The 4,360-nt window shown below is 78.0% G+C and carries 5 protein-coding genes; 4 read left to right on the forward strand and 1 reads right to left on the reverse strand.

All coding sequences use genetic code 11. The features are described from left to right. The coding region (locus AB6N23_RS17425) for a PspC domain-containing protein (RefSeq protein WP_412867235.1) at positions 1-866 on the reverse strand (866 nt) is incomplete at its 3' end. Between the two features lie 159 nt (positions 867-1,025). On the opposite strand from AB6N23_RS17425, the gene AB6N23_RS17430 reads away from it, so the two are divergent. The 4 genes from AB6N23_RS17430 to AB6N23_RS17445 all read left to right on the forward strand — a co-directional run bounded on the left by AB6N23_RS17430 (position 1,026) and on the right by AB6N23_RS17445 (position 4,060). Continuing rightward, positions 1,026-2,429 carry an ATP-binding protein gene (locus AB6N23_RS17430; RefSeq protein WP_412867236.1) on the forward strand — a complete coding sequence of 468 codons (1,404 nt, stop codon included), beginning with the start codon at positions 1,026-1,028 and terminating at the stop codon, positions 2,427-2,429. Between the two features lie 35 nt (positions 2,430-2,464). After that, complete coding sequence (locus AB6N23_RS17435; RefSeq protein WP_378204948.1) at positions 2,465-3,076, forward strand: LuxR C-terminal-related transcriptional regulator; 612 nt, start codon at positions 2,465-2,467, stop codon at positions 3,074-3,076. Positions 3,077-3,156: 80 nt separating this feature from the next. Next, positions 3,157-3,501: a hypothetical protein gene (locus AB6N23_RS17440; protein ID WP_412867237.1), complete on the forward strand. Its 345-nt coding sequence runs from the start codon at positions 3,157-3,159 to the stop codon at positions 3,499-3,501. A gap of 67 nt (positions 3,502-3,568) precedes the next feature. After that, positions 3,569-4,060: a DUF456 domain-containing protein gene (locus tag AB6N23_RS17445; protein WP_412867238.1), complete on the forward strand. Its 492-nt coding sequence runs from the start codon at positions 3,569-3,571 to the stop codon at positions 4,058-4,060. Positions 4,061-4,360 lie beyond the last annotated feature (300 nt).

Here is a 4,360-nt window from a genome sequence, read left to right on the forward strand (position 1 = left end):
GGCCGGCGCGGCCCGGGCGAGCCGTACGGCGGCGGCGGGGGCGGGGGCGTCCACCCGGCGGGCGGACCCGCGGGGTGCGGCGGTACGCCACCCCACGGCGGGGCGGCCGGCGGGCTCGTCGGCTGCGTGGTGGCGGGGTAGGGGCCGGCGGACGTCGCGGCCGACGCGGTGCCGGTGGCGTAGCCGGGGGCGTAGCCGGGCGTGGCGCCCGTCGTCGGGCCCGCCGCGGGGCCCGCACCGGGCGTCCCGTAGGGCGCCGTGGGGTGCACGGGACCGTAGGGCTGCGGCCCGTAGGGCGCGCCGGGCGCGACCCACGGCCCGGGCCGCGGCGGTCCGCCGCGCCGGCGCACGGCCAGCACGACGAGCGCGACGAGCCCGCCGACGAACGCGAGCCACAGCAGGCCGGAGAACCAGCCGGTGCCGTCCCAGAACCACCACCAGCTGTCGCCGCGGGCGAGGCCGACGAGGACGAAGCCGAGCGCGCCGAGCAGGGCGACGTCGCCGGCGCCGGCCACGAGCTGCTCGAGGTGGATGCGGCCGTCGCGCTGCTCGGGCAGGAGCGCCCACGCGACGCCGTACAGCAGGAGACCGAGCCCGCCGAGCAGGAACGTGACGGCGAGGACGCCGCGCACGAGGAGCGGGTCGACGTTGAGGCGGGCCGCGACCCCGCCGGCGACGCCGCCGATCCAGCGGTCCTCGGAGCGGTAGAGACCGGTGCGGCGCACGCCGGCCCAGAAGCCCTGCGCGCCGGTCGGCTGCGGCCCGTCCGGGGCGGGGTGGGGGGCGCCGGCCGACGGGCCGGGGCCGTTGCCGGGCTGGGGGCCCGGGGCGCCGGCGCCGGGGCCGGCAGGGGTCTGCGTGTCCATGGCTCGATCCTGTCGCCGGGCCGGGCCGGCGGGCATCGGGGACGACCCCTGACCCGACCCTGGTCCCACCCGGGTACCGCGGCCCGACATCCCCTGACCTGCCCCGGACCAGCGCGGACGGGGCTCGGCACGGCGGCCCGGACGTGTGACGATCGGTGCGTGACCACCGCACCCGCACCCGTCCCGGCGCCCGGCGTCGGCGCGTCGGCGCGCCCGCGGCTCCCGCTGCGCCGTCCCGAGCGGGGCGGCTGGTTCGCGGGCGTGGCCGTCGGGCTCGCCGCCCACCTCGACGTGCCGGTCGCCGTGGTGCGCGTGGCCCTCGTGGCGCTCGTGCCCGTCGCCGGGGCGGGGCTCGTGCTCTACGTCTTCTTCTGGCTCACGGTTCCGGTCGGTGACCCCGCGGCCGCCGCGACCGGCGCGCGCCCGAGCGCGCTGCAGCGGCTCGCGCGGCGGCAGACCCTGCGGGGAGACGGCCGGCGCGTGGCGCTCGCCGACCTCGCGCTCGGCGCGCTGCTCGTGCTCGCCGCGGGCGTGCTCGTCGCCGTGCGGCTCGGAGCCCAGGTCGACTCCACGTGGGTCCTGCCCGCGCTGCTCGTGCTGGTCGGCCTCGGCCTGGCGTGGAGCCAGCTCGACGCGGTGCAGCGCCCCACGGGCGACCGTCGGCGCATCAGCGTGCTGCGCCTCATCGGCGGCGTGCTGCTCGCGGCCGCAGGCGTCCTGCTGCTGGTGGGGGAGAGCGTCGGGCGCGGCGTCGAGCCGGCGCTGATGGTGCAGGCCGGGATCGGTGCCCTGGCCGTGCTGCTGGGCGTCGGGCTGGTGCTCGCGCCGTGGTGGGTGCGGCTGGTGCGCGAGCTCGGCGACGAGCGCGCCGCCCGTGCGCGGGAGGCCGAGCGCGCGGACATCGCCGCGCACCTGCACGACTCGGTGCTGCAGACGCTCGCGCTCATCCGCGCCCGCGCCGACGAGCCGGCGGAGGTCGCGCGCATGGCGCGCGCCCAGGAGCGCGAGCTGCGCGAGTGGCTCTACGACGACCGGCACGAGCCCGGCACGTCCCTCGTGGCGGCGCTGCGCGCGGTCGTGGCGGAGGTCGAGGACTCCCGCTCCGGCCCGACGGGCGAGCCGGTCGCCGTCGACGTCGTCGTCGTGGGGGACCGCGTGCCGGACGCCGACGCGCAGGCGCTGCTGCAGGCCACGCGCGAGGCGCTCGTGAACGCGGTCGTGCACGGCCGGCCGCCCGTGTCGCTCTACCTGGAGGCCGGTCCCGCGATCACGGAGGTGTTCGTGCGCGACCGCGGCGACGGCTTCGACCTGGACGCCGTGGGCCCCGACCGCTTCGGCGTCCGCGAGTCGATCATCGGGCGCGTCCGCCGCCGCGGCGGGACGGCGCGGGTGACGAGCAGCCCGGAGCGGGGCACCGAGGTGCACCTGTGCATGCCGGTCGGCGGGTCCTCGTCCGCGCACGACCCGGCACCCGCGCCCGCCCCCGACGCCGCCGGCACCGGTGCCGGCGACCCCCACGACCCCGCGGCCGAGCGCCGCACCGACCCGCAGGAGGACGCGTGAGCGCCGTCGACGTCGTGCTGGTGGACGACCACCACATGTTCCGGGCGGGCGTGAAGGCGTCCCTCGACGACCGGGTGCACGTGGTCGGCGAGGCCGCGACCGTCGACGAGGCCGTGCGCGTCGTGCACGAGCTCGCGCCGCCGGTCGTCCTGCTCGACGTGCACCTGCCCGGCGGCGACGGTGGGGGCGGCGCCGAGGTCGTGCGGCGCTGCGTCGACGTGCCCGGGACGCGGTTCCTCGCGCTGTCGGTGTCCGACGCGGCCGAGGACGTCGTCGCGGTCATCCGCGTCGGGGCCCGCGGGTACGTGACCAAGGCGATCGACCCCGCGGCGCTGTCCGACGCGGTGCTGCGCGTCGCGGGCGGGGACGCGGTGTTCTCGCCGCGGCTGGCGGGCTTCGTGCTCGACGCGTTCGGTGCCGCGGCGGGCGACGTCGCGACGGGCGACGACGAGCTCGACCGGCTCTCGGCGCGGGAGCGGGAGGTCATGCGCCTCATCGCGCGCGGCTACACGTACCGCGAGGTCGCGGCGGAGCTCTTCATCTCCATCAAGACGGTCGAGACGCACGTGTCCGCGGTGCTGCGCAAGCTGCAGCTCTCGAACCGGAACGAGCTGACCCGGTGGGCGGCGGCGCGCCGGCTGCTGTGACGCGCGTGGCCTGCTGCGACGCGCGTGCCGCGATCTGACGTCGCGTCATCTCACGCCGTGCGTCTCGCTATCCTGGGGGCATGGACGTCGTCTACGGGATCCTCGTCGTGCTCCACCTGCTGGGCTGGGCCATGGTCTTCGGCGGGGCGCTCGCCGGCATGCGCAAGGCGACGCTCAACCCGGGGGTGTTCCACGGCATCCTCACGGCGCTGCTGACCGGGATCCTGCTGACCGGGCTCGCGTCCGGCGGCGTCGTCGACCGCGACGTCGACGACGTGAAGATCGCCGTCAAGCTCGTCGTCGCGCTCGCGGTCACGGCGCTGGTCGTCCTGGGACGTCGCCGCGGCGAGAAGGTGACGACGGGCTGGCTCGGCGCGATCGCCGGGCTGACGGCGCTCAACGTCGCGATCGCCGTCCTGTGGTGAGCACCGCCCCCGCGGCACGCTGACGACCGCGCACGTGCCCGGGCCTGCCGCTACGGTCGGCGCCGTGATGATCGACTGGGGCACCGAGCTCGACCTGCTCACCGGCCTGCTCGTGCTCGTGGGCCTCGTCGGGGTCGTCGTGCAGGTGCTGCCCGGGGCGCTGCTCGTCGCCGGCGCGGTGGTGCTGTGGGGCGTGCTGCAGGGCTCGGCGCTCGGCTGGGGCGTCGTCGCCGCGGCCGTCGCGATCACCGTCGTGGCGCAGGTGGCGAAGTACCTGCTGGCGGGCCGGCACCTGCAGCGCGGCGGGGTGCCCAACCGCACGCTGGTGTGGGGCGGGATCGCCGGCGTCGTGGGGTTCTTCGTCATCCCCGTCGTGGGGCTGCCGCTGTTCTTCGTCGGCGCCGTGTACCTCGCCGAGCGGCTGCGCCTGGGTGAGCACGCGGCCGCGTGGCGGTCCACGGTGCGCGCGCTGCAGGCCACGGGGCTGACGATCCTCGTCGAGCTCGCGGGTGCGCTGCTCGTCGTCGGCGCGTGGGGCGTCGGGCTGCTGGCGCGCTGAGGCACCGCGAGCCCGCGGGTCGGCCGCGAGGTCGCGGGGACGTGGCGAGGTCGCGGGTCGCAGCCCGCGACCTCGCGTGCAGCCCGCGACCTCGCGCGCAGCCCGCGACCTCGCGTGCGGCGGCGGGTGCGGTCCGTCGTGTCGGTGGACCGAACTACCCTGGTGGGGTCATGACGTCCTTGTTCGAGAGCCTCTCCCTGCCCGTTCCCGCCGGCGCCACCCCGCGCCCCCGCCCGGACGCGCGGGCCGCCGTCGCGCGCTCGCGCGCGGGCGAGTCGTCGGGCCTGCCCCTGGTCGTCC

It is taken from the genome of Cellulomonas pasadenensis (assembly GCF_047229365.1).
Taxonomy (GTDB): Bacteria; Actinomycetota; Actinomycetes; order Actinomycetales; family Cellulomonadaceae; genus Cellulomonas.

What these genes read in the sequence shown, in the direction of transcription:
- AB6N23_RS17435 (WP_378204948.1), top strand. Translation starts at nt 2,465, where the DNA reads ATGTTCCGGGCGGGCGTGAAGGCGTCCCTCGACGACCGGGTGCACGTG.
- AB6N23_RS17440 (WP_412867237.1), top strand. Translation starts at nt 3,157, where the DNA reads ATGGACGTCGTCTACGGGATCCTCGTCGTGCTCCACCTGCTGGGCTGG.
- AB6N23_RS17445 (WP_412867238.1), top strand. Translation starts at nt 3,569, where the DNA reads ATGATCGACTGGGGCACCGAGCTCGACCTGCTCACCGGCCTGCTCGTG.